This window comes from Streptomyces sp. BA2, from assembly GCF_009769735.1.
Classification (GTDB): Bacteria; Actinomycetota; Actinomycetes; order Streptomycetales; family Streptomycetaceae; genus Streptomyces.
Genome location: NZ_WSRO01000002.1, coordinates 2,534,562 through 2,558,596, shown reverse-complemented (window position 1 = coordinate 2,558,596; position 24,035 = coordinate 2,534,562). Strand labels below are relative to the sequence as shown.

Here is a 24,035-nt window from a genome sequence, read left to right as displayed (position 1 = left end):
CCCGGCAGGTGCCCGGTTCAGCTCAGCACTCGTACTTCGTCGTGTGCTTGAACGACGATGTCGCGCCGTCGAAGCCGTACGTCCCCCGGTACGCCGGAGGGTTCTGGTACTCGCCGACGATCGTGATCGTGTTGGCGCAGGAGCCCTGACCCGTCCGCTTGGCGTCCAGGCGCATGTTGTCGCCTATGAGGCCGCCCGTGATGTCCCAGGGTGCGCCGCAGATGCCGGAGGTGATCTGGCCGCCGGTCACCACGTGCGGGTAGGTGTTGGGGTTGTACTTCACTTCGATGGCGAACGTGATCGCGCCGTTGTGCAGCTCCAGCTTGCAGGTGGTGGAGACCGCCTCGGCGGACACGTCCTGGGGCGCGGCGAATGCCTCGTCGCGCGTCTTGACCTCGGCGCCCTGCGGGTTGTGGAAGCGGTGCTCCGCGCGGGCCTGGCCCTTCTGCTTGCGTGCCTGAGTGGTCATGAAGCCCTCCTCTCGTGGTGAGGCCGGTCAGGCCAGCTGCTCGGAGATCTCCACCCGCAGCAGCGCGCGGACGTTCTCGAGGTGGTTGAGCACCGTCACGGTGGACGATCCGGCGAACAGCAGCCCCATCGCGACGTTGTCGAGCGAGGTCACCAAGGACCCCGAGTCGCCGCCCGCGGAGATGTTCGTCGTCAGGATCTGGTCCTTGAAGCGGGCCGTGCCCGCCGTGCCGTAGTTGACGTCGATGGTCGCGTCGACGGCGATGATCCGGCCGAAGGAGATGTTGGTCGTACGGCCGGTCTTCTTCACGTGGTCGCCGACCGCGACGTTCGCCTTGCGGCGCCAGGCGCGCGGCGCGCCGCTGAAGTACGTCTCGCGGGTCGCGTCCTGGAAGTCGACGGTGCCGAGCGCCGCGTCGACGACGTTGTTGTGCCGCTCCAGCGGAATCTGCGGGGCGAACTGGATCGTGATGAAGCGCTCCAGGGTCGCGATGCGGTCGGCCGGGTCCTGGCCGCCGTCGAAGACACCCGGCTGCACGATCGAGCTGCCCATCTGGGCGCGGTTGGAGTCGGCGAGCACGTGGTTGTTGGAGAGGATGTAGAACTTCGCCGGTACGCCGAGGCCGGAGGCCGGCGGGTCGACGGAGGCGCCGGGCAGGAAGTCGTAGACCACGCTGCCGAGCGTGCCTGCCGTCACGCGTACGTTGCCGACCGAGGCGCCGGCGGGGCACGGGCGCATCCGGCGCTTGAGGAGCTGCGGCTCGAACGCGCCGAGCCCGCCGAGCTCTTGAAGCTGGGGCTGCGTCAGGCCCGCGAGCTGCTCGCTCACGCTGCCGTCGGCGTCGTACGTCCCCGAGGAGCGGTCATCGGTGCGGCCGGACTTGCGCTGCTGCCGCTGCGCGGCGACATGGCCGACCGCGACGATGTCGGTGGGCGTACCGTCGTCCATCTGGCGCGGGACGACGTCCCGCTCAGGGAGCATGGACTCCGGGACCTTCTGGGTGACGAACACGATGACGGCCGGTTCGCCGGTGGGCTGTCCCTCGGTCCACTTCACGCCGTGGCCGAAGCCGACGACGTTGGCCAGCGGCGACTGGGGCCGCAGGAAGTCGGATGTCGCCTGCTGGCGGGAGCTGTCACTGAGCTGACCGCCGGTGGGTCCTCGCATCAATTCGGGCTGGCTCACGCCAGACCACCTCTTCGCCTTCATTGCAGGGTCGGAGTTCCGGTCCGTGCTCTGTCCTTGGCCTCGTCCTAGGCCTGGGCCTGGGCGTCGACGCCGCCGATCGCGAGTACGCGCACGGGGACGCCTTCGAGCACCTCCGGAACCACGTCTTCGTCACGGAGCCGGTCACGGGGAACTTTGCGGGTGACGAAGACGACGATCACGTCCGTACCCGAGTTCTCGTCCCTCCCGGTGCCGACACCGGTGACATTGGCCAGCTTCATCAGCCGGTCCTCATGGAGACTGCGTGCCTGCTGTGCGTCCACGCGGCTCGCCTCCCCTACGGGTGATGCACGTAGGTGATGTCTATTGCCGTGTGGATCGCGGGTCAAGGCGTTCTGCACGAAATCTTGGCTTTGCGTGTGATCCGCGCGTGTTGACCTTGTTTACGAAGACTCTTCCAACCAGTGGCTCACGTGCGCCGATTCCGTTTTCACGTACGCAGATGTGAAGCGCCATTGAGGTCCAGGACCGTGCCCGACGCCCACTCCGCCACCGGGGACGCGAGCCACAGCACCGCCGCCGCGATCTCCTCCGCCGTGCCCGCCCGCCCGAACGGGCTCTGCGCGCGGATCGCCGCGCCCTCCTCCCCGCTCAGCCGGTGCGCGACCCTCTCCGTCTCGAAGAAGCCGGGCGCCACCGACGCCACCGCGATCCCGTACGGCGCGAGCGACACCGCGAGGGACTGGCCGAGCGCGTGCACGGCGGCCTTGGTCGCCCCGTACGCCGGGTGGTCGGGCTCCCCGCGGAACGCGCCGCGCGAGCCGATGTTCACGATGCGGCCACCCGTGCCCTGGTCGATCATCCGGCGGGCAGCCAGGTGGCTGAGGTTCGCCGTGGCCAGGAGGTTCACCGACACGTGCCGCTGCCAGAGCGCCGCCCAGTCCTCGTACGACGTGTCGGCGAGGGGGTGCGGCAGGTTCACGGCGGCGTTGTTGACCAGGACGTCCAGGCCCCCGAGCGCGCCGGCGGCCCGTCCCGCGACGTCCGCCGCGCCCGCCGGATCCGACAGGTCCCCGCCCACCAGCGCATGGCCCTCGCCCTTGAGCGAGGCGAGCGTCGCGCGTGCCTCGTCCTCGCGCGAGCCGTAGTGCACCGCGACGCGGTCGCCGCTCGTGGCGAAGGCCTGCGCCAGGGCTCTGCCCAGGCCTCGGGAGGCCCCGCTGATCAGGACACGGCGACCGGTGGCCGGCAGGTTCATGGAAGGTAGCCCCTCGACGTCGAACAGCGTTCAACCGCTGTTTATACGCGAGCGAGAACGTGACGCCGACAGCAGCCCGGCCGAAACTGGAAGTATGCAGGCCGGGAGTCGCAGCACGTACACAGTCAGCCCGTAGCCCGCTCGTACGCGCCTCAGGAGACATCATGTCGCTCACTCGCAGGGACTTCGCCAGACGCTCCGCGGTCACCGGTGCGGGGGTCGCCCTTGCCGGCAGCGTCGGCGCGCTCGCCACCGCACCCGGCGCGCTCGCCGCCACCGAGACGGAAGGCGTCGACGCGGAGGGCGCCGACGCGACGTACGGCGCCCCCGGCTACGGCCCCCTCGTCCCCGACCCGGACGGCCTGCTCGCGCTGCCCGCCGGATTCTCGTACCGCGTCCTCACGCACAGCGGAAAGACGAAGCTGGAGACCGGCGAGTTCACGCCGTCCAACCACGACGGCACCGCCACCTTCGAGGGCCCGCGCGGCGTGACGCTGCTCGTCAACAACCACGAGCTGAGCGGCCCCCGCTCCAAGTGGAAGCACCCGGTCCCCCTCACCGAAGGCCTCGTCTACGACCCGGCCGCGTCCGGCGGCTGCACCGTCGTCGAGGTCCGCCGCGACGGACACGTCGCCGAGTGGGTCGGCATCGCGGGCACCGCCACCAACTGCGCGGGCGGCAGCACCCCCTGGGGCACCTGGCTGACCTGCGAGGAGACCGAGGACAAGGCCGGCCAGAACGGCATGACCAAGGACCACGGCTACGTCTTCGAGGTCGACCCCTACGACCGGCGTGCCAACCGGGCACCCAAGCCGATCAAGGCTCTTGGCCGCTACGCCCACGAGGCCGTCGTCGTCGACCCCAAACGCGGCCACCTCTACCTCACCGAGGACGCCGACGAGCCCAACGGCCTGATCTACCGCTGGACCCCGCCGCAGGGCTTCGAGCACGGCCGCGGCAAGCTGCGCGCCCTCGCCGACGACGCGGGCGTCCTGAAGGCGCCCAAGTGCTACGACTCCGGCGGCCGTTTCGTGGACGACCTGTCCCGCGCCACCAAGATCGGCACCGTCTACGGCGTGGACTGGGTCGAGGTGCCCGACCGCGACGCCCGCACGGTCCCGGTGCGCGAGCAGTTCGACGACGGCGACATCACGCGCGCCCGCAAGCTCGAAGGCATGTGGTGGGGCGACGGCGGCGCCTACATCGTCGCCTCGTACGCCCGCGACGAGAGCCCGGTCCAGCACGACGGCCAGGTGTGGTTCTACCACCCGGCCCGCCGCACCCTGACCCTGAAGGTCCTCCTCGGCGTCAACCCCGACCCCTCCAAGGACGGCGCCTTCGACAGCCCGGACAACATCACAGTCTCCCCCTACGGCGGCCTCGTCATCGCCGAGGACGGCAACGGCATCCAGCACCTCTTCGGGGCGACCGAGCGCGGCCGTACGTACCCGATCGCGCGCAACGAACTCAACGCGGGCACGCCCGAGAAGCCCTCCTACAGCGAATTCGCCGGCGTCACGTTCTCGCCCGACGGCAAGACGCTCTACGCCAGCATCCAGTCGCCCGGCATCTTGCTGGCGATCACCGGGCCGTGGCGGCGGCAGCGCGGCTAGGGCTTGGACGGGGGTTTCCGCGGCAGGCCCGTCAACACCCTTGCCCGCCAAGGAAATTGACATCTAACATTTCAGCGCATGGGAGCCATGCAACCGGTGCGCCGCACCCTCCTCAGGGACCAGGCGTACGCATCGATCCGTGACGCGATCGTCGGCGGTGACATCCCGCCGGGCAGCGTCGTGCGGGACGCCGACCTCGCCGCGTCGCTCGGCCTGTCCCGCGCGCCCGTCCGTGAGGCGTTCGCGCGGCTCGTCGACGAAGGCCTCCTGGAGACCAAACCGCAGAGCCACACCCGCGTGACGCCGCTGGACGCGGCCGGCGTCAGGGACGCGGCGGCCGTCGTCCGCGCCATGCACGAACTGGCCGCCCGCAGCGCGGTGCCCCGCCTGGGGCCCGCGCACCTCTACGCCATGCGGGAAGCCAACCGCCGGTTCGCGGCGGCCGTCGCGTCCGGCGACGTGGAGGAGGCCCTGCGGGCCGACGACGACCTGCACGGTGTCCTCGTCGCGGCCTGCGGCAACAGGGCGGCGGCGGCCACCATCGCCCGCTACACCCCCCTCATACGCCGCCTGGAGAGGCAGCGCTTCGGCGAGGGCGTGGCCTGCGGCTCCGCCGAACTGCACGAGCGTCTTATCGACGCGTGCGCGGACGGCGACCCGGAAGCGGCGGCGGCCGTCACCACGGAGATCTGGCGCGTCCTGGAAGAACTCGCCCACCCCTGAACCTCCCGGAGGCCCTGTGTCCGTGCCCCTCGCGCCCCTCGACTCCTACGCCCGCTACCCCCTCCTCTTCGGCCCCTCGCCCGTCCACCCCCTCGACCGGCTCAGCCACCACCTCGGCGGCGCCGCGCTCTGGGCCAAGCGGGAGGACTGCAACTCCGGCATCGCGTACGGCGGCAACAAGACCCGCAAGCTGGAGTATCTGGTCGCCGACGCCCTCGCCCAGGGCTGCGACACCCTCGTGTCGATCGGCGGCGTCCAGTCCAACCACACCCGTCAGGTCGCGGCCGTGGCCGCCCGCGCCGGGCTCAAGTGCGTGCTGGTCCAGGAGAGCTGGGTCGACTGGCCCGACTCCGTCTACGACAAGGTCGGCAACATCCTCATCAGCAGGCTCGCGGGCGCCGACGTACGCCTCGTACGCGCCGGATTCGGCATCGGCATCAAGGAGAGCTGGGAGCGGGCGGTGCGCGAGGTCGAGGAGGCGGGCGGCAGGCCTTACGCGATCCCGGCGGGCTGCTCCGAGCACCCTCTCGGCGGCCTCGGCTTCGCGCGCTGGGCGTACGAAGTGGCCGAGCAGGAGGAGGAGTTGGGGGTCTTCTTCGACACCGTCGTGGTCTGCTCGGTGACCGGGTCCACGCAGGCGGGCATGGTCGCCGGATTCGCCGCGCTCGCGGAGGAGGGCGGCCGCCCCCGTCGCGTTCTCGGCATCGACGCCTCCGCCGATCCCGGCCGCACCCGCGAGCAGATCGCCAGGATCACGCGCGGGACGGCCGAACTCATCGGAGTGCAGGCAGAGGTGAAGGACGCCGACATCGAGCTGGACGCGCGCTACCACGCGGGCACCTACGGGCTCCCGGACGAGGCGACCCTCGACGCGATGCGGCTCGCCGCCCGCACGGAGGGCATGGTGACCGACCCGGTCTACGAGGGGAAGTCGATGGCCGGGATGATCGACCTGGTGGACAGGGGAGAGATCGCACGCGACGCCACCGTCCTGTACGCCCACCTCGGCGGGCAGCCCGCCCTGAATGCCTACAGCGCCTTGTTCTGAGCGGGGCGCCTGGGGCACACATGTGCGCGCGGTGCGACGGAGTAAATACGTAACGCTACGGGGAATGGGAAATTGTGTGTCGGTTTGATGCCGATGTGAGGACCGTGTGAGCTCGGAGCATGGTGCGCCGGGGTCCGGAGGGCGCATACTCAGAACATGACGAGGCCCCCCGGTACCCGACGCCACCTGCCGAACAGCCCCTTTAACGTTCCGCCGCCGCCCGCACCGCCCATCGAGCAGTTCGCCGTGGGCGACCGGGTCTCGCACGACCAGTACGGACTCGGACGCATCGTCGGAGTCGAAGGCGAGGAAGCGGTGGTCATCGACTTCGCGGGCCGCCAGGGAAGGTTCCTGAGCCCGTACCCCAAGCTGGCCAAGCTCTGATCCCCTGATCTGCGTACGACAAAGGGGCGGCCGCCGGGAGGAGTCCTCCTGGCGGCCGCCCCTGCGCATGCCCGCCCCGGCTACAGAGCCTGCGCCGCGGGCTTCACCATTCCGCGCACGGTCCGTGACTTCACGAAGTCACCCATGGCGGTCATTTCCCACTCGCCCGTGAACTGCTTGATGAGCTTGGCCATCATGACGCCCGTCTGCGCCTCGGCGTTCGTGAGGTCGAAGCGGACGAGCTCCTCGCCCGTCGCCGCGTCGAGCAGACGGCAGTACGCCTTGGCGACCTGCGTGAACTTCTGACCCGAGAACGAGTTCACCGTGAAGACGAGACCCGTCACGTCCTGCGGCAGACGGCCCAGGTCCACGACGATCACCTCGTCGTCACCGCCGCCCTCACCCGTGAGGTTGTCGCCGGAGTGCTTGATCGCGCCGTTCACGATCGACAGCTTGCCGAAGTAGCAGCTGTCCACGTGGTTGCGCTGCGGGCCGTACGCGATGACGGAGGCGTCGAGGTCGATGTCCTTGCCGCCGTACGCGGGCTCCCAGCCCAGGCCCATCTTGACCTGCGAGAGGAACGGCTTGCCGCCCTTGACCAGGGACACGGTCTGGTTCTTCTGGAGGCTGACCCGGCCCTTGTCCAGGTTGATCTTCCCGGCACCGGGCGCGGGGGCCGCGGGCGCCGGGGGAGCGGCGGGCGCGGCCGGTGCCGCGAGGCGGGGGTCGGCGACCGGCGGGGGCGGGCCCTGGACCGGGGCGCCGGACGGCGGCGCCATCGGGGCGGCGGGTGCGGGTGCGGCGGCGGCCGGAGCGGCCGGGGCCGCGGGCTCCTCGACCGAGACCCCGAAGTCCGTCGCGATGCCGGCCAGGCCGTTCGAGTACCCCTGACCGACGGCGCGCGCCTTCCACGCGCCGTTGCGCAGATAGACCTCGACGATCACCAGGGCGGTCTCGCCGCCGAGCTGCGGGGGCGTGAACGTGGCGAGGACGGAACCGTCGTCCGCGTTGCGGATGGTGGCGGTGGGCTCGATGCCCTGGAAGGTCTGGCCCGCCGCGTCCGGGCTGGCGGTGACGACGATCTTCTCGATGCCGGCGGGCACGGCGGTGGTGTCCACCGTGATCTTGTCGGGGGTCGTACCGCCACCCGACTGGTAGGTCACACCGGGGCCCGAGGGCTGGTTGAAGAAGATGAAGTCGTCGTCGGAGCGCACCTTGCCGTCGGCGGTGAGCAGCAGGCCCGATACGTCGAGCCGCACCGGAGCGGCGACGTCCACCGCCACGCGGGGGGCGGAGAGGGGGATGTTCGAGCCGGGGGTCATAGCTGTCATGCATGGGGTAACGAACGTCCCGCCTTTGCCGTTCCCTTACCCGCGGAAGTTTCTTTCCCGCGCCCACAGAACGCCGGAGGGGCTGAAAATTCAGCCGCGGGGCAATCGGGTGGGTGGGCGGGAAATCAGCCCCTCCGGCGTTTGAGGAGCGGGGTCTGGGGCGGAGCCCCAGTTTCGGGAAGGGGCGGGACTGGGGAAAGCCCCGCAGGGAACGCCCCTACGGCACCACCACGATCTTCCGGCCCACACCGGAGGCGAACCGGTCAAGAGCCTCGGGGTACGCCGCCAGCGGCATCCGGTCGCTGATGAACACGTCCGGGTCGAGCACGCCGCAGGCGAACAGCTCCGCCGCCCGCTCATAGCTGTGCAGCACCGCCATCGAACCGGTGATGGTGATCTCCTGGTTGTAGATGCGGTACGGGTCGATGCTGACCCGTGTCGCGTAGTCGGCCACCCCGAACTGCAGGAATGTGCCGGCCTTGGCGACTCGCCCCAGACCGTCCTGGATCGCGTTCGCGTTCCCCGTGGCGTCGACCACGATGTCCCACCCTTGCGGCCGGTCGAGCTCGTCAGCGCCCGCGGCCGATCCCGAGACGCCCAACTGTCGCGCCGTGGCGAGGCGGTCCGGGTTGAGGTCCACGACGTCCACGCTCGCCGCCCCCGTCCGCTTGGCGAGCTCCAGCATCATCAGGCCCATCGTTCCGGAGCCGTAGATCAGCACGTGGGCGCCCAGCCGGGCACGGAGCACGTCGTAGCCGCGCACCGCGCAGGACAGTGGTTCGATGAGGGCCGCGTCCTGGGTGCGTACGTTCTCGGGGAGCCGGACACAGTTCGCGACGGGCGCGACCGCGTACTGGGCCGCACCGCCCGCCGTGGTGACGCCGATCGCGGCCCAGCGCTCGCAGAGGTTGTTGTGGCCGGTGCGGCAGTAGCGGCACTCGTAGCAGTAGAGCGAGGGGTCGACGGCCACCCGGTCGCCGACCGCGAGCTCCGTGACCTCGCGGCCGAGCCCCACGACCTCCCCGGCGAACTCGTGCCCCGGCACCACCGGCAGCGTGGGCGCGAACTCGCCCTGCAGGATGTGCAGATCGGTCCCGCACAGACCGCACGCGGCGACCTCGACGACGACCTCCCGCGGCCCCGGAGTGGGGTCGGGCACCTCGCCGACGACAGCCTTGCCGACGGACTCGATGATGGCGGCCTTCACTTGACGGCTCCCAACGACAGGCCCTGGACCAGCTTGTCCTGGGCGGCGAACCCCGCGGCGAGCACCGGCAGGGAGATCACGAGCGACGCGGCGCACACCTTGGCCAGGAACAGGCCCTGGCTGGTGATGAAGCCGGTCAGGAACACGGGCGCGGTCTGGGCGACGACGCCCGTGAGCACCCGCGCGAAGAGGAGTTCGTTCCAGCTGAAGATGAAGCAGATCAGGGAGGTCGCCGCGATCCCCGGCAGCGCGATGGGAGCCACCACGCGCGCGAGGATGGTGGGCAGCCGAGCCCCGTCGATCTGCGCGGCCTCGATGATCGCGACCGGCACCTCGGAGAGGAAGGAGTGCATCATCCACACCGCGATCGGCAGGTTCATCGACGTGTAGAGGATGACGAGCAGCCAGATGTTGTCGAGCATCTCGGCGTTCTTGGCGAACAGATAGATCGGCAGCAGGCCCGCCACGACGGGCAGCATCTTCGTCGACAGGAAGAAGAACAGGACGTCCGTCCACTTCTTCACCGGCCTGATGGAGAGCGCGTACGCGGCAGGCAGCGCGAGGACGAGCACAAGAAGGGTCGAGGCGACCGATGCCACCGTCGAGTTGATGAGGGCGGGCCAGGGACTCGCGCCGCCGCCCGAGCCGAAGAACTCGCGGTAGCCGTCCAGGGTGAGGGACGCGGCGAGCGAGGGCGGGTTGGTCGCGGCGTCCTCCTCCGAGTGGAAGGAGGTCAGCGTCATCCAGGCGATGGGCAGGAAGAACAGGATTCCGGCCAGCCAGGCGGCGAGGCCGAGGCCCGCCGACCCGCGGATCCGGATCCGGCTCCCGGGCTGGGTACGTGTTCGCGTCACGGCAGTGCTCATGCGCGGGACGCCTCCTCACGGAACAGGGACGAGACGACCCGCAGCGCGAAGGTCGCGATGATGATGGAACCGATGACGACGAGGACACCGGCGGCGGACGCCAGGCCGTTCTCGTGGGCCTGGTAGAAGCTCTGGTAGACGGTGTAAGGCAGGTTGGCGGTGCCCAGGCCGCCCGAGGTGATCGTGAAGACGGCGTCGAAGTTCTGCACGATGTAGATCGAGCCGAGCAGCGCACCGAGCTCCAGATAGCGGCGCAGGTGCGGCAGCGTCAGGTAGCGGAACACCTGCCAGCTGCCCGCGCCGTCCATGCGGGCCGCTTCGATGAGTTCACTGTCGCGGCTCTGCAGCCCTGCGAGCAGGATCAGCATCATGAAGGGCGTCCACTGCCAGATCAGTGATGCCTCGATGGCGATCAGCGGGGTGTTGGACACCCAGTCGGGCTGCGCCGCGCCGTCACCGCCCACCCAGTGGAGCAGGCCGTTGAAGAGGCCGTACTCGGGGTTGTAGAGCACGTGCTTCCACAGCAGCGCGGCGGCCACGGGCACCAGCAGGAACGGCGCGATGAGCAACGTACGCACCAGGCCGCGCCCCCGGAACTTCCGGTCGAGGAGCAGGGCGAGCCCGAGGCCGATGACGAGGCTCGCGAGCACGACGGTGGCCGTGAGCACGATGGTCGTCAGGACGGACTTGCGCAGGTCGGGGTCGGTGAGGACCTCGGAGTAGTTGTCGAATCCGGCGAAGCTGCGGGCGTCGGGGTAGAGGGCGTTCCAGTCGAAGAAGGAGATCACCAGCGTGGCCACGAACGGCAGTTGGGTGACGACGACCATGAAGATCAGGGCGGGCAGGAGCGGGGCCCTGGTGGCCCAGGCGCGCAGCCGTCCTCCGGGGGGCTTGGCTCCGGACACGCGTACGGTCCTGGGCGCGACGGTGGTGGTACTCGCGGTGGCGGTCATCGTCCCTCGTACTCCTCGGCGATCTTCTCGGCGAGCTTCTGTGACTTCTTGAGGGCCGATTCGACGGACTGGCGCCCGGCGATGGCCGCGCTGATCTCCTGGGAGACCTTCGTGCCGAGGTCGGTGAACTCGGGGATGCCGACGAACTGGATGCCGGGCGCGGGCCGGGGCTGCACGCCCGGGTCGCGCGGCCTCGCGCCCTCGATGGCGGCGTGGGTGACGTCCTGGAAGGCGGCGGCTTCCTCGCGGTACTCGGGGTTGGCGTACGTGGAGGCGCGCTTGCCCGCGGGGACGTTGGACCAGCCGATCTTCTCGCCGACCAGCCGCTCGTACTCCTTGCTCGACGCCCAGGAGACGAACTTCCAGGCCTTGTCCGGGTTGCGCGACGCCTTCTGCAGGCCCCAGGCCCAGGTGTAGAGCCACCCGGAGCTCTTCGTCTTCTCCACGGGCGCGGGTACGTAGCCGATCTTGCCCTTGACGGGGGACTTGGCGGATTCGAGTGAACCGGCAGCTGCTGTGGCGTCATACCACATGGCGGTCTTGCCTTGAGTCAGGTTGTTCAGGCACTCGGCATAACCGGACTGGGCGGCCCCGGACTCGCCGTGCTTGCGAACGAGGTCTACGTAGAAGCGAGTTGCCTTTTCAAACTCGGGCGAGTCGATGCGGGCCTTCCACCCCTTGTCGAACCACGTCCCTCCGAAGGTGTTCACCACGGTCGTCAGGGGCGCGATCAACTCGCCCCAGCCCGGAAGCCCGCGCAGACAGATGCCCTTCATCCCGGACTCGGCGCCGGCGCCTTCGACGTCACCCGCGAGCTTGGCCACCTGCTGCCAGGTGGGGCGCTTCGGCATGGTGAGACCGGCCTTCTTGAACACGTCCTTCCGGTACATCAGGAAGGACGACTCTCCGTAGAAGGGTTGTCCGTAGAGCTTGCCGTCGTCCCCGGTGAGGGACTGGCGCATGGACGGCAGTATGTCCTTCTCGTCGTACGCCTTGTCCTTGCGGGTGTACGAGCCGAGCTCGTGCAGCCAGTCGTTCTTGGCGTAGATCGGAATCTCGTAGTTGCTGAGCGTGGCGACGTCGTACTGGCCCGCCTGGTTGGCGAAGTCCTGGCTGATCTTGTCGCGGACGTCGTTCTCGGGCAGGACCGTGAAGTTCACCTTGATGCCCGTTTCCTTGGTGAAGTGGGCGGCGGTGAGCTTCTGCAGTTCGACCATCTGCGGGTTGTTCACCATCAGTACGTTGATGGAGTCGCCGCCTGAACCGGTCCCGCCCGCCCCGGCCCAGCAGCCGGAGAGCAGCGGGGCAAGCAGCGTCCCTGCGGCTGCCGCGGCGAGCGCGCGCGGCCTCCGTCGGCTCTGGGTTCGCATGAATGCTCCTGGACGTATGGGAACTTATGGGGTGGGTTGGGATGCGTTGAGGTGGGTGAGGGCGTGCGGGATCACAAAAGGTGCCGGGGGAGGGAGGGTGAGCGGGCGGGGGCGGGGGCGGGCGCGTCAGACGCGGATGACCTGCGGTCCCTGGAGCGAGTAGCGGTGCGCCTCGGAGGCGGGCAGCTGCGTGCTCGTGACGATCGCCTCCAGCTCGCCGACGTGCGCGAACCTGCAGAAGCTCGTCGCCCCGAACTTGGTGTGCACGCCCGCGAACACGGTGCGCCGTGAAGCGCGGATGGCCTGCGTCTTCACCTCGCTGACCGCGGGGTCGGGGGTGGTCAGGCCGTGCTCGCGGGAGATGCCGTTGGCCCCGATGTAGGCGAGGTCGATCACGAACCCGGCCAGCATGTGCGTCGTCCAGTGGTCGACGGTTGCGAGGGTGCCGGGGCGGACGCGGCCGCCGAGGAGGAGTACGGACATGTTGTCGGCCTCGGCGAGGGCGCCGGCGGTGGCCAGGGACGCGGTGACCACGGTCAGGGAGCGGCCTCTGGAGGCTTCGGGGAGAGCCTCGGCGATGAGCTGCGGGGTGAAGCCCTCGTCGACGAAGACGGTTTCGGCGTCGCCGAGGAGGTCGGCGGCGGCGGTGGCGATCCTTCGCTTCTCCGGGACGTGCATCGTGGTGCGGAAGGCGAGGGTCGTCTCGAAGCCCGCGCTCTCCACGGGGTAGGCGCCGCCGTGGGTGCGGCGGACCAGGCCGTGGTCCTCCAGGGCGCGGAGGTCGCGGCGGACGGTTTCCTTGGCGACGCCCAGCTTGGTGGCGAGTGCGGTGACGTCCACGGAGCCGGAGGTCCGTGCCGCCCGGACGATTTCCCGCTGGCGCTCTTCCGCGGTCATGGGAGCCGCCTCCTTCCCTCGCTGTGCCCTGCCCGTTCGGGCTCTGGGGGAAAGTTCTACAGCGGGGGACGGCGCGTGAACAGGCTCGGAGCGGGGGTGATGGTGCCCGTCTCTGCCCGTTTGGCGGGGCCAGGGCCTCTGGTTCGGGCTCGGGCTGTGCCCGTTCGGGGGTGGGGGGTGCCCGTTCGGTGCCCGGGTGCGGGTTCGGGGGCTTGTTTTTCCCCAACCCCGCCCCTTCCCGAAAACCCTCTCGGCGCGGGGGCCTTGGTTGCCGTCATCACCGGCTCCGCCGAGTTCGTCCTCAAACGCCGGACGGGCTGGAAGTTTCCGGTCGGGCTGGATACTTCCAGCCCGGCCGGCGTTTGAGGCCATCTTGTCGGGGTCTGGGGCGGAGCCCCAGGTAGGCCCGGGGCGCAGGCACGGTTTTCGGGAAGGGGTGGGGTTGGGGAAAGAAGCCTTTAGTACGGCCACACCGGCGGGTTGGTGCAGAAGTGGCCCCCCAGGTTCGCGTGGTCCGGGTCCCCGGGATCCAGTTCCCCCTGCTCCGCCACCAGCTTCTCCGCGTACTGCTCCGAATCATCCCGCGGCTCATAACCAAGCGCCCGCGCCGACGAAAGGTCCCACCACAGCCGCGTGTTGGCGGAAGACCCGTACACCACCGCATGCCCCACCGCGGGAGCGGTCAGCGCCGCATGGAAGAGACGGGCCCCGTCCCCGGGGCTCATCCAGACCGACAGCATCCGCACACTCGTCGGCTCCAGGAAGCACGAACCGATCCGCACCGAGACCGTCTCCAACCCGTGCTTGTCCCAGTAGAACTGGGCGAGATCCTCACCGAAGGACTTCGAAAGGCCGTAGAAGGTGTCGGGGCGGCGCGGCGCGTCCACCGCGATCAGGGGATCGTCGCCGACGGGCCGCGGCGTGAACCCCACCGCGTGGTTCGACGAGGCGAAGACGACACGGCCGACGCCCTCCTCGCGCGCCGCTTCGTAGAGGTTGTACGTCCCCTCGATGTTCGCCCGCAGGATCTTGTCGAAGGAGGACTCCAGGGAGATGCCCGCGAGATGGATGACCGCGTCGACACCCCGCACGGCCTCCCGCAGCGCCTTCTTGTCGGCGAGGTCCGCCGTGATCGCGTCCGGCTCGCCCTCGATGGGCCGCACGTCGAGCAGCCGCAGTTCGTATCCGTAGGCCGGAAGGAGCCCCCGCATCAAGGTGCCGAGGCCGCCTGCGGCGCCGGTGAGCAGGACGGTGCGGGGAGCGGGCATGAGGGGGTCTCCTCAGATCAGTGGCTGCTCAACGGCTGCTCAGCGGCTGCATTCGTGTGTACGTACAGCATTCACATCTGTAGATATCTGTGGGCACGCTAGAGATCAACGCCTCGCCGCGTCAAGTGTCTTGTGTGGACCTTGACGCTTGACCAGGGCTCGAGGGGCGGCTTAGCGTGGGTGCGTTCAGAAATATGGACGTGGATCAGAAACATGCACGCTAAGGGAGAGCCCGTGACGTCAGCACCCCTCGCCGCTCGACTCGACATCCCCAGCGGGCCGCTGTTCTTCCCGGTCACCGCCTACGGTCCTGACGGCTCCGTCGACCTCGATGTCTTCCGCGCACACGTGCGCGCGGGGATCGAGGCGGGTGCGGCGGCCGTGTTCGCCTGCTGCGGCACGGGTGAGTTCCACGCCCTGACGCCCGAGGAGTTCCGGGCGTGCGTCGGCGCCGCCGTCGAGGAGTCGGCGGGGCGGGTGCCGGTGGTCGCCGGCGCCGGGTACGGCACCGCGCTCGCCGTGCGGTACGCGAAGCTCGCCGAGGATGCGGGCGCCGACGGGCTGCTCGCCATGCCGCCCTATCTCGTCGTGGCCGAGCAGGAGGGACTGCTCCGGCACTACGCCGAACTGGCCGCGGCCACCTCGCTCGACGTCATCGTCTACCAGCGCGACAACGCCGTGTTCACCCCGGAGACGGTCGTCGAGCTCGCCCGCACCGAGGGCGTCATCGGCTTCAAGGACGGCCTCGGCGACATGGACCTGATGCAGCGCATCGTCAGTGCCGTGCGCGCGGAAGTCCCGGAGGAATTCCTCTACTTCAACGGTCTGCCCACCGCAGAGCTGACCGGGCTCGCCTACCGCGGCATCGGTGTGACGCTCTACTCGTCGGCGGTGTTCTGCTTCGCGCCCGACATCGCGCTCGCCTTCCACCGGGCCTTCAATGCCGGGACCGCCGAGGGCGACGCCACCGTGAACCGGCTCATCGACGGCTTCTACCGCCCCTTCGTGGAGCTGCGCAGCGAGGGCCGCGGATACGCCGTCTCCCTCGTCAAGGCGGGCGTACGCCTTGCGGGGCTCGATGTCGGCGGGGTGCGGACGCCGCTGCACGAACCCGCCGACGAGCACATCAAGCGCCTCGCCGAGCTGACCGAGCGCGGGCGCGCCCTGCTCCGGGAGGAGGGCGCGTGAGCCGCGTGAGCCGCGTGAGTCGTATGAGGGCCTCCGCTTTCCTCTATCCCTGGGACGTCGTCGGCGACCCCGCCGCCCCCGCCCGCGTCGCGGACCTCGGCGTCCAGCAGGTCACCCTCGCCTCCGCCTACCACTCCACGCGCGCGCTGACCCCCCGCCACCCGCGCCACCGCATCGTCACCGCCGAGCACGCGGCGGTCCTGTACGAGCCCGGCGGCCGATGGGAGGGGCGCGAGTTGCGGCCGTACGCGGCTGGAAGCTGGGCCCCGGGGGACGCCTACGGAGAGGCCGCCGACGCGCTCGCGGCCGCCGGGCTCGACGTGCACACCTGGGTGGTACTCGCCCACAACTCCCGTATGGGCGCCGACCATCCGGACACCTCCGTCGTCAACGCCTACGGAGACCGCTACCCCTGGGCGCCCTGCATCGCACAGCCCGCCACGCGCGCGTACCTCGCCGACCTCGCGGCCGAGGCCGCCGTGCGTCCCGGCGCGCGCGGCACCGAGCTGGAGTCCCTGGGCTGGTACGGCCTCGCGCATCTGCACGCCCACGACAAGACCGCGGGGGTGACGCTGGGCGAGGCGGGGCAGTACCTGATGTCGCTGTGCTTCTGCGCGGACTGCCGTGAGGGGTACGCCCGACAGGGCCTCGCCGCCGATGAGTTGGCGGCCGGAGTCCGCCGTGCCCTGGAGCCCGCGTGGCGGGGCGATGAGCCCTCCGGTGGGTGGGAGACGGTCGAGAAGCTCCTGGGTGCCGAGCCGGCCGCCGCCACGCGCGCGTGGCGCGAGGAAACCGCCCGCACGCTCCAGGAGGCGGCGATCGCGGCCGTGCGCGCCGCCGCCCCCGACGGCTTCCAAGTACTGCTGCACGCCGACCCGGTGACCTACCACTGCGGCGCCAACGCCGGAGTCGACCCGGAGCACATCCTCTCCGTGGCCGACGGCGTGGTCGTGCCCTGCACGGGCGGTGCGGACGCCCTGACGGCGTTCGCCCCGTACCGCACCGACCGCACCACCCTCGCCGCGAACTTCACGATCGTCTCCGGCATGGGCGGCAGCCCCGCCACCCTCGCCGCCGACGCCGAGCAGGCGGCCGAGCTGGGGGCTGACGAACTGCGGCTCTACCACGTGGGATTGGCGTCCGACGCGGATCTCGCGCAGGTGCGAAAGGCCCTGTCGGAGCTCAAATAGCCTCTGTCGCCCGCGAAGTGAAGACGGTTACCATCCGCGCAACCATTCGCTCCAGTACGAGGAGACAAGGTGCGCAACAAGGGGATATCGGCGCTGGTCTGTGCCGGGTTCATGGCAGGCGCGGCGGTACTGGGCGGGGCCGTGCCCGCCGCCGCGCAGACGGATGGGAGACAGGCTGCCGCGCCCGACATCAGGGAGCGCTTGGAGAAGATCCCCGGCATGAAGGTCGTCTCCGTGGCCGACAGGGAGGGCTACCCCTTCTACACGCTCACGTACGCCCAGCCCGTCGACCACGGCAACCCGCGCGCCGGCACGTTCACGCAGCGCGCCACCCTCTGGCACAAGGCCACGGACAAGCCGACCGTGCTCTACACCGGCGGCTACACCCTGGCGTCCAACACCACAGCCCTCACCAAGCTGATCGACGCCAACCAAGTCAGCGTCGAGCACCGCTACTTCGAGCGGTCCCGCCCCTCGGGCGCGGCCGGCTCCGACTGGTCCAAGCTCACCGTCCAGCAGGAGGCCGCCGACGAGCACCGCCTCACGCAGGCGCTGCGCGGCATCGAGAAGGGCAAGTGGCTCGGCACGGGCGCCAGCAAGGGCGGCATGACGGCGACGTACCACGAGCGCTTCTACCCCGAAGACCTTGACGCGGTCGTCGCCTTCGTAGCACCGAACGACGCCAACAACAGGGACGACAGCGGCTACGAGCGGTTCTTCAGGACGGTCGGCACGGCCGAATGCCGGACCGCGCTCAACGCCGTGCAGCGGGAGATGCTCGTACGCCGCGAGGCGCTGCTCCCCAAGTTCGAGGCGGACGCCAAGGCGAACGGCGACACCTTCGAGGAGACGCTCGGTACCACCGACCGCGCCTACGAGTTCGCGGTCCTCGACCAGGTGTGGAACTTCTGGCAGAGCGGCACCGTCGACAACTGCCCGACCGTGCCCGACGCCAAGAAGGCAGGCGACGACGAGCTCTACGACTGGTCGAAGAAGCACGGCCTCAGCGTCTACCAGGACGAGACCCTCGGCACGAACGGCACGGGCCCCTACTACCGCCAGGCCGCCACCCAACTCGGCTGGGCCGACCTGAAGTTCAGCCACCTCAAGGACGTCCGCCACTACCCGGACATCTACCAGCCCAACTCCGTGCTGCCCGAGGCCATGCGCGGCTCGTACAACAACAGGACCATCGCCGACGTCGACCGCTGGGTGAAGACCCGCGGTCAGCGGATGATGTTCATCTACGGCGAGAACGACCCGTGGAGCGCGGAAAAATTTACCCCGAGCCACCGCGACTCCTACCGCTACGAGGCCCCTGCCTCCAACCACGGCGCTTCCATCGCCAAGCTCCCGGCAGCCGAACAGGCCGAGGCCATCGCGACGATCAAGCGCTGGGCGGATGTGAAGTGACGCACATTTAGGGGCATTTGGGGCTCTTGTGCTTGTCGCGACAGTAGTGATCAAGGTTACGATCCGTACACCGGTGATCATCAAGCTGGGGTGCGAGGCGGCCCCCATGATCGGCAGGCGGCCACGCAACTCGGGTGGGCCAACCTGGAGTTCGACCACCTCGACGGCCTCCGCCGTTACCCGGGCCTGCGGCACCCCGACTCCTTGCTCCCCCCTGCCATGCGCGGCGGCACCTACGATGGCGGGACCGTCGCCGACGTCGATCGCTGGGTGAGGACCAAGGGCGAGCGGATGCTCTTCATCTACGCGGAGAACGACCCCTGGAGCGCCGAGAAGTTCATGCCCAGCAAGCGAGACTCGTACCGGTACCTCGCACCCGGCGCCAACCACGTGAACGCCATCGAGAAGCTGCCGCCCGCCGAGCTGGCGCAGGCCGTCGCGCACGTCAAGCGCTGGGCCGATGTGAAGTAGTGCGCGTTGAACGGGACTTGAGGAGGGGCGCGGCGATCAGTAGTCGCGCTCCCGCGAGTGCCGGCAGCAGGATGCTGTAGTCGATGGTCTCGACCAGGGCCGCGCCCAGAGCTATGCCCAGTGCCGTCGGTGCGAACATCAGGGTGTTCGCGGTTGCCGCCGCCCGGCCGATGAGCGCCTGCGGTGTCTCGCGCTGCACCGCCGTCATGCCCGCGATCAGTACGCAGGGCAGCCCGAGGCCGTTGGCGAGGCTGCCCGCCAGGGCCGTCGCGTTGTACGGCAGCGCCTGCAGGGCCGCGGCGAGTGCGGTGAGCGCGATGCCGGCCCCGCCGAAACGGCGCCCTCCGAAGCGCCGCATCAGCGCCCCCGAAGCGACGCCGATCGCGACCGAACCCGCGCCCTGCACCACGTACAACACGCCTGTGTACGCGGGGGAGTGGCCGAGGCCCTCCACGACCGCGTAGACGGCTGCCCCGCTGATTCCCGACGTCAGCATCGTCAGGCCGCCCGCTGTGACGAGGGGGCGTAGCTGCGGGGTGCTCCACAAGTGGCTTGCGCCTGCCGCTGTTTGGGCGCGCCAGTGCAGAGCGGTGCGGGCGGGTGCGTGCTCGCGTATCCGCAGCAGCGTGAACATTCCGGCCGCGAGGACGAAGGTGGCGGCGTCCAGGAGTGCCACCTCGGCGCCTCCGCAGGCCGCGAAGAGGCCCGCTCCCGCGAGTGGCGCGATCAGCTTCACGCCCTCGTTCGCGGACATCCGCAGGCCGTTGAAGTCACCCGTCAGATCCCTGCCGACCGCCGCCGTCACCAGGGCCGCCTCCGCCGCGTCGGTGACGGCGCCGCAGGCCCCGTACAGGAAGAGCACCGCGTAGAGGATCCACAGGGTGCCCGTGGAGTCGACGAACAGGAGGGAGGTCAGCAGGGCGCCCAGGGCCAGGTTCGTGCCGATGAGCAGGGGTCTGCGGCGGGTGCGGTCGGCGACCGTGCCCAGGAGGGGGCCGATCAGGGCCGGGGCCCAGAGGGCGAAGGTGCAGAGCGCGGCAAGGCCGTCCGATCCGGTCAGCTCCTTCACCCAGATCCCGGAGACCAGCCACATCGCGGAGCTCCCGAAACCGGAGACCACCACCGCGCCCAGACAGAGGCTCGCGTCGCGGTTGCGCAGGACCCGCGTGATCGTGGATGTCGCGGCAGGTGTCATGGCAGGTGTCATGGCAGGCGATCGTGGTTCTAAGGGCCTCGGTTCGGCATAAGGCAGGTGCGGTAGATCGGCCTCTCGGCTTCGGCGATGAGTTCCGGGGGCGGGGCCGGTCTACAGGGCAGGACCGCGGTCCACTGTGTGCTGGGCCGCCGGGAATCGGGAGGATTCATGACAGAGGCGATCGACTTCGCGCCGCAGGCCCGGCTTGTGGCGGCCGTCGCGGAAGGCGTGACCGACGAGCAGCTCGCGGGGCCCACGCCCTGCCCGGAGTACCAGGTTCGCCATCTGCTCGGTCATCTGGTCGGTCTGACCGGTGCGTTCCGGGACGCCGCGCGCAAGGATTTCGGGCCCCACCTCGACCAGGACCCGGGCAGCGCCGTGCCGGACGTCGGCCCCGAGTGGCGTGCCGCCCTGCCGAAGCTGCTCGACGAGCTGGTGGAGGCGTGGCGCGACCCGGCCGCGTACGAGGGCATGACCCGGGCGGGCGGCATCGATCTGCCGGGTGCCGTCGCGGGGGCCGTGGCCATGGACGAACTCGTGGTCCATGGCTGGGACTTGGCCCGCGCGACGGGGCAGGCCTACGCACCTGACGAGGCGAGCCTCCGCGTGGCCCAGGGGCTGCTCACGCCCCAGGAGGGCGACGACTCCGGGAACAGCCTGTTCGGGGCCGCGGTTCCGGTGCCGGACACCGCCCCGCTCCTCGACCGCGTGATCGGTCTCAGCGGCCGGGACCCGGGGTGGGCGCGGCCCGGGGCGTAGTCCGGGGCGTAGTCCCCAGGCTTTCTCCGGATCAGGTATTGATCGGGTAAAGGGTCTCGCGGGGCAGCGTGTGATGCGCGTAGACAGTGCGCGTAGACAAGCATTGACCTGCCCTGACTCTGATCCGGAGAGAACGAACCCATGCGCAAGTCCCTACGGATGGCGGGCATCGCCACCGCCTGCACCGTCGCCGGCGCCGCGCTGTACGGCACCGGCGCCGCCACCGCCGACAACGCAGCGGCGCGGCACACCGCCGAACCCCAGAACATCGGCCTGCTCGTCGGCGAGATCGACGACTACTACGGCGCGTACCAGGACGCCGACGGCGTCTGGCGGTCCTCGCCCGACAGTCCGTACGCCAAGGATCTGGCACGCATCCAGGCGAAGGCGAAGAAGGACATCAGGAAGGCTGCCGCCGCGCACGGCGGCGGCCACGGTGCGAAGAGGGGCGGCCACGGCAAGAAGCCCGCGATCGTCCTCGACGTGGACGACACCTCGCTGCTCAGCTTCGACTACGAGAAGACCACCAACTACACGTACGACAACGCCACATGGGACGCGTACGTGAAGGCGGCCGAGCGCCCCGCCGTCTTCGGCATGCCCGAACTCGTCAAGTACGCCAAGAGCAAGGGCGTCGAGGTCTTCTTCCTGACCGGCCTGAGCGAGTCGCAGCGCGAGGGCGCCGTCACCAACCTCGCCGGGGCCGGATACGACACGCAGCTCGACACCACGCACGTCTTCACCAAGAACAAGACGGCCCCGCCCGCCTACCTGAGCGACTGCGCCACGCCCGCCAAGTGGGAGTGCAGCACCGTGCAGTTCAAGGAAGGCACCCGCAAGCACATCGAGTCGACCGGTTACAACATCGTCGGCAGCTTCGGCGACCAGGTCTCCGACCTCGCGGGCGGGTACGCCGACAAGACGTACAAGCTGCCGAACCCGACGTACTTCGTCGATTAGACAAGCGCCGAGCTCCGCGGGGTGCCGTACCGTTCACCGGCACCCCGCGACCGCTCACCGGCGGTCACGACGTGAGCGCCGCTGACATCATCGCCTTCGCGATCGGCGCCGCCAGGCCGTTGCCGCTCACCTCCGACCTCGCCGCGTCCGAGGACTCGACGATGACCGCCACCGCGACCTCCTTGCCGTCGCTGCCCTTGGCGTACGAGGTGAACCAGGCGTACGGCGTCTTGCTGTTGTTCTCGCCGTGCTGGGCCGTGCCCGTCTTTCCGCCCACGTCCGCGCCGCTGATCTGCGCGTTCGTGCCCGTGCCCTTCTCGACGACCGTCTCCATCGCCGACTGCAGCTGGCTCGCCGTGTCCTCGCTCATCACACGCTCGGAGTCCGCGTCGTCGAACGATTCGAGCGCATCGCCGTTCGAGTCGGTGATCTGGGACACCATGTGCGGCGAGACCAGTTCACCGCCGTTGGCGATCGCCCCGGTGACCATCGACATCTGCAACGGCGTCGCCGTCACGTCGAACTGGCCGATGCCGGTCAGCGCCGTCTGGGCCTTGTCCATGTCCGACGGGTACACGCTCTCGGACGCCCGCACCGGCACGTCCAGCTTCTCCGTGTTGAAGCCCATCTTCTCGGCCATCGCCTTGACCTTGTCCTGGCCCAGGTCGACGGCCAGCTTCGCGAAGACGTTGTTGCACGAGTACTGCAGCGCCGTACGGATCGAGGCGTCCTCGCAGGGAGCGCTCGCGCTCTCGTTCTTCAGGACCGTCCTCGTGCCGGGCAGCGTGTACGGGTTCGGGCTGTCGGTCCTGGTGTCCGCCGAGCCGTAGAGCCCGTCCTCCAGGGCCGCCGCCGCGACGACCAGCTTGAACGTCGAACCCGGCGGCAGCGGCTGCCGCAGCGCGCGGTTGACCATCGGCTTCTCCTTGTCCTTCAGGAGCGCCTGCCACTCCTTGGAGTCCGTGGAACCGCTGATGTCGGAGGGGTCGTACGAAGGAGTCGACACCATGCCGAGGATCTTGCCCGTCTTCGGGTCGACGGCGACCGCCGCGCCCTTCTTGTCGCCGAGCGACTTGTACGCGGCCTTCTGCACCGCCGGGTCGATCGTCGTGATCACGTCACCCGGATCGGCTCGCTTGTTGGTGACCGTGTCCAGCGGGTTCTTCAGCCGGTTGTCGGTGCCGTCGAGGACGTCCTTGTAGATGCCCTCCAGCTGCGTGGCTCCGTACACCTGCGAGCTGTAGCCCGTGACGGACGAGTACAGGTCGCCGTCCTTGTAGGTGCGCTTGTACTTGAGGTCGCCGCCCTTCGTCCGCTCGGAGCCGGTGACGGCGTCACCGCCCACGATGATGTCGCCCAGCGGGTTCGCGTACTGCTCGATCGCGTTGCGCCGGTTCAGCTTGTCGTCCGCGAGAGCCTTCGAGTCGTAGAACTGCACCCACGTCGCCCGCACCAGGAGGGCGACCACGAGCAGCAGCGTGAAGACCGAGGCTTGCCTGATCGTCTTGTTCATCCCGTAAAAGGACGAGCGGTGCGGAGGTATTCGTTCCGTTCTGCCGGGTTTCTTAGAGATTCCTCATACTGCGAGCGACTGCACAGACGCCGCGACCGTGGGGTCAGTCGGTGTTCATGAAGCCCGCCTCGTACGCCGCGATCACCGCCTGCGTGCGGTCCCGCGCCCCCGTCTTGGCGAGCACCCCGGCCACGTGCGTCTTCACCGTCGCCGGGCCCACGCCCATCCGGCCCGCGATCTCCGCGTTGGTCAGGCCCGCCGCCATCAGCCGCAGCACCTCGCTCTCGCGCCCCGTCAGCCTCGCCACCCAGGCCGGCGGGGCGGGCTTCGCGCGCGCGTGCTCGGCGGCCAGGGCGCGCACCGCCGCGGGGAAGAGCAGCGAGTCGCTCCGCGCCACGAGCCGCACCGCCTGCACGAGCGAGTCCGCGTCGGCCCGCTTGAGCAGGAACCCGGAGGCCCCGGCGCGCAGCGCCTCGTACACGTAGGAGTCGTTCTCGAAGGTCGTCACGACCACGATGCGCGGCGGGTCGGCCTGCGTCCGCAGGATCTGCTCCGTGGCCCGGATGCCGTCGATCTCCGGCATGCGTACGTCCATGAGCACCACGTCCGGCTTCGTCTCGCGCACGACGGACACCGCCTCCGCGCCGCTCGCCGCCTCGCCGACGACCTCCAGGTCGGGCTCGGCGGAGAGGATCACGCGCAGGGCGGTGCGCACCATGCGCTCGTCGTCGGCGAGCACGATGCGGACGGGGGCCTCGGCTGTCCCGGTCATGTGTGCGGGGGGTCCCTTCG

General features: G+C 69.8%; 24 protein-coding genes. 10 read left to right on the top strand and 14 right to left on the bottom strand.

Annotated elements, in window-relative coordinates; translation table 11 throughout:
* Window positions 1-22: 22 nt before the first annotated feature.
* From E5671_RS14200 to E5671_RS14185, 4 genes are all read right to left on the bottom strand, one after another.
* A complete protein-coding gene (locus E5671_RS14200) occupies window positions 23-469 on the bottom strand; it encodes a hypothetical protein (protein WP_160504326.1) in 447 nt (148 codons plus the stop codon).
* 27 nt (window positions 470-496) lie between these two features.
* Window positions 497-1,654: a hypothetical protein gene (locus tag E5671_RS14195; protein ID WP_336605754.1), complete on the bottom strand. Its 1,158-nt coding sequence runs from the start codon at window positions 1,652-1,654 to the stop codon at window positions 497-499.
* Window positions 1,655-1,722: 68 nt separating this feature from the next.
* Window positions 1,723-1,959, bottom strand: a complete 237-nt coding sequence (locus E5671_RS14190) for a hypothetical protein (protein ID WP_336605753.1) — start codon at window positions 1,957-1,959, stop codon at window positions 1,723-1,725.
* Window positions 1,960-2,126: 167 nt separating this feature from the next.
* Complete coding sequence (locus E5671_RS14185; protein WP_160504325.1) at window positions 2,127-2,894, bottom strand: SDR family NAD(P)-dependent oxidoreductase; 768 nt, start codon at window positions 2,892-2,894, stop codon at window positions 2,127-2,129.
* A gap of 164 nt (window positions 2,895-3,058) precedes the next feature.
* Here E5671_RS14185 and E5671_RS14180 point away from each other — a divergent pair, with 164 nt between their 5' ends.
* The 4 genes from E5671_RS14180 (at window position 3,059) to E5671_RS14165 (ending at window position 6,662) form a co-directional block, all read left to right on the top strand.
* Window positions 3,059-4,507: an alkaline phosphatase PhoX gene (locus tag E5671_RS14180; protein WP_160504324.1), complete on the top strand. Its 1,449-nt coding sequence runs from the start codon at window positions 3,059-3,061 to the stop codon at window positions 4,505-4,507.
* A gap of 78 nt (window positions 4,508-4,585) precedes the next feature.
* Entirely contained in the window at window positions 4,586-5,230 is a 645-nt protein-coding gene (locus E5671_RS14175; protein WP_160504323.1) for a GntR family transcriptional regulator, read from the top strand.
* A 22-nt stretch (window positions 5,231-5,252) separates the two neighbouring features.
* Window positions 5,253-6,278 carry a 1-aminocyclopropane-1-carboxylate deaminase gene (locus E5671_RS14170; RefSeq protein WP_160510181.1) on the top strand — a complete coding sequence of 342 codons (1,026 nt, stop codon included), beginning with the start codon at window positions 5,253-5,255 and terminating at the stop codon, window positions 6,276-6,278.
* Window positions 6,279-6,434: 156 nt separating this feature from the next.
* The gene (locus E5671_RS14165; RefSeq protein ID WP_135329399.1) at window positions 6,435-6,662 is read left to right on the top strand and encodes a CarD family transcriptional regulator; all 228 of its coding nucleotides are present in this window, start codon (window positions 6,435-6,437) and stop codon (window positions 6,660-6,662) included.
* 80 nt (window positions 6,663-6,742) lie between these two features.
* Here E5671_RS14165 and E5671_RS14160 read toward each other — a convergent pair whose 3' ends face one another.
* The 7 genes from E5671_RS14160 to E5671_RS14130 form a co-directional block, all read right to left on the bottom strand.
* The gene (locus E5671_RS14160) at window positions 6,743-7,984 is read right to left on the bottom strand and encodes a TerD family protein (protein ID WP_202121911.1); all 1,242 of its coding nucleotides are present in this window, start codon (window positions 7,982-7,984) and stop codon (window positions 6,743-6,745) included.
* A gap of 226 nt (window positions 7,985-8,210) precedes the next feature.
* Entirely contained in the window at window positions 8,211-9,200 is a 990-nt protein-coding gene (locus E5671_RS14155) for an alcohol dehydrogenase catalytic domain-containing protein (RefSeq protein ID WP_160504321.1), read from the bottom strand.
* The gene (locus E5671_RS14150; protein WP_160504320.1) at window positions 9,197-10,066 is read right to left on the bottom strand and encodes a carbohydrate ABC transporter permease; all 870 of its coding nucleotides are present in this window, start codon (window positions 10,064-10,066) and stop codon (window positions 9,197-9,199) included. Before E5671_RS14150 ends, E5671_RS14155 begins: the two co-directional genes overlap by 4 nt.
* Window positions 10,063-11,019 (bottom strand): carbohydrate ABC transporter permease, encoded by a 957-nt coding sequence (locus E5671_RS14145; RefSeq protein WP_160504319.1) that lies wholly within the window; start codon window positions 11,017-11,019, stop codon window positions 10,063-10,065. The genes E5671_RS14150 and E5671_RS14145 overlap by 4 nt, the downstream gene beginning before the upstream one ends.
* The gene (locus E5671_RS14140) at window positions 11,016-12,389 is read right to left on the bottom strand and encodes an ABC transporter substrate-binding protein (RefSeq protein WP_160504318.1); all 1,374 of its coding nucleotides are present in this window, start codon (window positions 12,387-12,389) and stop codon (window positions 11,016-11,018) included. The genes E5671_RS14145 and E5671_RS14140 overlap by 4 nt, the downstream gene beginning before the upstream one ends.
* Before the next feature lie 126 nt (window positions 12,390-12,515).
* A complete protein-coding gene (locus tag E5671_RS14135; RefSeq protein ID WP_160504317.1) occupies window positions 12,516-13,286 on the bottom strand; it encodes a DeoR/GlpR family DNA-binding transcription regulator in 771 nt (256 codons plus the stop codon).
* A gap of 458 nt (window positions 13,287-13,744) precedes the next feature.
* Window positions 13,745-14,554 carry an NAD-dependent epimerase/dehydratase family protein gene (locus E5671_RS14130; protein ID WP_160504316.1) on the bottom strand — a complete coding sequence of 270 codons (810 nt, stop codon included), beginning with the start codon at window positions 14,552-14,554 and terminating at the stop codon, window positions 13,745-13,747.
* Between the two features lie 234 nt (window positions 14,555-14,788).
* Between E5671_RS14130 and E5671_RS14125 the strand changes: the two genes are divergently transcribed.
* The 4 genes from E5671_RS14125 to E5671_RS14110 all read left to right on the top strand — a co-directional run bounded on the left by E5671_RS14125 (window position 14,789) and on the right by E5671_RS14110 (window position 18,816).
* Window positions 14,789-15,742, top strand: coding sequence for a 5-dehydro-4-deoxyglucarate dehydratase (locus E5671_RS14125; protein WP_160504315.1), 954 nt, complete (start codon window positions 14,789-14,791; stop codon window positions 15,740-15,742).
* Between the two features lie 23 nt (window positions 15,743-15,765).
* Window positions 15,766-16,932 carry a hypothetical protein gene (locus E5671_RS14120; RefSeq protein ID WP_160510180.1) on the top strand — a complete coding sequence of 389 codons (1,167 nt, stop codon included), beginning with the start codon at window positions 15,766-15,768 and terminating at the stop codon, window positions 16,930-16,932.
* 69 nt (window positions 16,933-17,001) lie between these two features.
* Complete coding sequence (locus tag E5671_RS14115) at window positions 17,002-18,345, top strand: S28 family serine protease (RefSeq protein WP_160504314.1); 1,344 nt, start codon at window positions 17,002-17,004, stop codon at window positions 18,343-18,345.
* Window positions 18,346-18,360: 15 nt separating this feature from the next.
* Window positions 18,361-18,816, top strand: a complete 456-nt coding sequence (locus tag E5671_RS14110; RefSeq protein WP_160510179.1) for a hypothetical protein — start codon at window positions 18,361-18,363, stop codon at window positions 18,814-18,816.
* On the opposite strand, the gene E5671_RS14105 is transcribed toward E5671_RS14110, so the two are convergent.
* Complete coding sequence (locus tag E5671_RS14105) at window positions 18,791-20,023, bottom strand: MFS transporter (RefSeq protein WP_160504313.1); 1,233 nt, start codon at window positions 20,021-20,023, stop codon at window positions 18,791-18,793. The genes E5671_RS14110 and E5671_RS14105 overlap by 26 nt on opposite strands.
* A 156-nt stretch (window positions 20,024-20,179) precedes the next feature.
* Here E5671_RS14105 and E5671_RS14100 point away from each other — a divergent pair, with 156 nt between their 5' ends.
* Together E5671_RS14100 and E5671_RS14095 are read left to right on the top strand one after the other, a co-directional pair.
* Window positions 20,180-20,770 (top strand): TIGR03086 family metal-binding protein, encoded by a 591-nt coding sequence (locus E5671_RS14100; protein ID WP_160504312.1) that lies wholly within the window; start codon window positions 20,180-20,182, stop codon window positions 20,768-20,770.
* A 141-nt stretch (window positions 20,771-20,911) separates the two neighbouring features.
* Window positions 20,912-21,730, top strand: a complete 819-nt coding sequence (locus E5671_RS14095; protein WP_160504311.1) for an HAD family acid phosphatase — start codon at window positions 20,912-20,914, stop codon at window positions 21,728-21,730.
* Between the two features lie 64 nt (window positions 21,731-21,794).
* Here E5671_RS14095 and E5671_RS14090 read toward each other — a convergent pair whose 3' ends face one another.
* Together E5671_RS14090 and E5671_RS14085 are read right to left on the bottom strand one after the other, a co-directional pair.
* Window positions 21,795-23,243, bottom strand: coding sequence for a peptidoglycan D,D-transpeptidase FtsI family protein (locus E5671_RS14090; protein WP_160504310.1), 1,449 nt, complete (start codon window positions 23,241-23,243; stop codon window positions 21,795-21,797).
* A 103-nt stretch (window positions 23,244-23,346) separates the two neighbouring features.
* Entirely contained in the window at window positions 23,347-24,015 is a 669-nt protein-coding gene (locus tag E5671_RS14085) for a response regulator transcription factor (protein WP_160510178.1), read from the bottom strand.
* Between the last annotated feature and the right edge of the window lie 20 nt (window positions 24,016-24,035).

What these genes read in the sequence shown, in the direction of transcription:
- E5671_RS14105 (WP_160504313.1), bottom strand. Translation starts at nt 20,023, where the DNA reads ATGACACCTGCCATGACACCTGCCGCGACATCCACGATCACGCGGGTC.
- E5671_RS14165 (WP_135329399.1), top strand. Translation starts at nt 6,435, where the DNA reads ATGACGAGGCCCCCCGGTACCCGACGCCACCTGCCGAACAGCCCCTTT.
- E5671_RS14180 (WP_160504324.1), top strand. Translation starts at nt 3,059, where the DNA reads ATGTCGCTCACTCGCAGGGACTTCGCCAGACGCTCCGCGGTCACCGGT.
- E5671_RS14120 (WP_160510180.1), top strand. Translation starts at nt 15,766, where the DNA reads ATGAGGGCCTCCGCTTTCCTCTATCCCTGGGACGTCGTCGGCGACCCC.
- E5671_RS14095 (WP_160504311.1), top strand. Translation starts at nt 20,912, where the DNA reads ATGCGCAAGTCCCTACGGATGGCGGGCATCGCCACCGCCTGCACCGTC.
- E5671_RS14160 (WP_202121911.1), bottom strand. Translation starts at nt 7,984, where the DNA reads ATGACCCCCGGCTCGAACATCCCCCTCTCCGCCCCCCGCGTGGCGGTG.
- E5671_RS14100 (WP_160504312.1), top strand. Translation starts at nt 20,180, where the DNA reads ATGACAGAGGCGATCGACTTCGCGCCGCAGGCCCGGCTTGTGGCGGCC.
- E5671_RS14130 (WP_160504316.1), bottom strand. Translation starts at nt 14,554, where the DNA reads ATGCCCGCTCCCCGCACCGTCCTGCTCACCGGCGCCGCAGGCGGCCTC.
- E5671_RS14200 (WP_160504326.1), bottom strand. Translation starts at nt 469, where the DNA reads ATGACCACTCAGGCACGCAAGCAGAAGGGCCAGGCCCGCGCGGAGCAC.
- E5671_RS14135 (WP_160504317.1), bottom strand. Translation starts at nt 13,286, where the DNA reads ATGACCGCGGAAGAGCGCCAGCGGGAAATCGTCCGGGCGGCACGGACC.
- E5671_RS14140 (WP_160504318.1), bottom strand. Translation starts at nt 12,389, where the DNA reads ATGCGAACCCAGAGCCGACGGAGGCCGCGCGCGCTCGCCGCGGCAGCC.
- E5671_RS14185 (WP_160504325.1), bottom strand. Translation starts at nt 2,894, where the DNA reads ATGAACCTGCCGGCCACCGGTCGCCGTGTCCTGATCAGCGGGGCCTCC.
- E5671_RS14175 (WP_160504323.1), top strand. Translation starts at nt 4,586, where the DNA reads ATGGGAGCCATGCAACCGGTGCGCCGCACCCTCCTCAGGGACCAGGCG.
- E5671_RS14085 (WP_160510178.1), bottom strand. Translation starts at nt 24,015, where the DNA reads ATGACCGGGACAGCCGAGGCCCCCGTCCGCATCGTGCTCGCCGACGAC.
- E5671_RS14090 (WP_160504310.1), bottom strand. Translation starts at nt 23,243, where the DNA reads ATGAACAAGACGATCAGGCAAGCCTCGGTCTTCACGCTGCTGCTCGTG.
- E5671_RS14145 (WP_160504319.1), bottom strand. Translation starts at nt 11,019, where the DNA reads ATGACCGCCACCGCGAGTACCACCACCGTCGCGCCCAGGACCGTACGC.
- E5671_RS14150 (WP_160504320.1), bottom strand. Translation starts at nt 10,066, where the DNA reads ATGAGCACTGCCGTGACGCGAACACGTACCCAGCCCGGGAGCCGGATC.